Source organism: Shewanella electrica (assembly GCF_022321485.1).
Taxonomy (GTDB): domain Bacteria; phylum Pseudomonadota; class Gammaproteobacteria; order Enterobacterales; family Shewanellaceae; genus Shewanella; species Shewanella electrica.
In genome coordinates this window covers 1-381 of the sequence record NZ_JAKOGG010000075.1, presented here as the reverse complement: position 1 = coordinate 381, position 381 = coordinate 1, and the positions used below count along the sequence as shown (strand labels likewise).

Sequence of the window (381 nt, the reverse complement as noted above, 5' to 3'; positions counted from 1 at the left end):
GACGGAACAGAGGAAATGGGAGGGGAGGAGGAGAGATGGACGGAACAGAGGAAATGGGAGGGGAGGACTCAAGCGGAGGACCCATTTTCTGTCTTCTGCCTCTTCGGATCCACTTCATCCTCCTCCTCCTCTGCAGATCGTTTTTCTGCATGTCCGTCCTGCTCTTGCCCATTCTCATCTCCTTCGTCATCCTCGTCACCACCTTCTTCTTCATCCACATCCTCAGGATTCTCTTCCTCATCCTCTTCAGCTCCATTTTCTTCATCCTCTACTACCTCCTTCTTCTTTTCTTTATGGACTGCTTTCTCCTCTAGTTTCTCCTTCTTCTCCTTCATTTCCTTGGCGCTCAGCTCCGCCGGCGCCTCCTCGACGCGTTTCTCC

At 52.2% G+C, this 381-nt stretch carries 1 protein-coding gene; it reads right to left on the bottom strand.

Features of this window, described 5'->3' with window-relative positions; all coding sequences use genetic code 11:
- Positions 1-68: 68 nt before the first annotated feature.
- Positions 69-381: hypothetical protein (locus L9G74_RS23885; RefSeq protein ID WP_238898526.1), on the bottom strand; the 313-nt coding region annotated here is incomplete at its 5' end.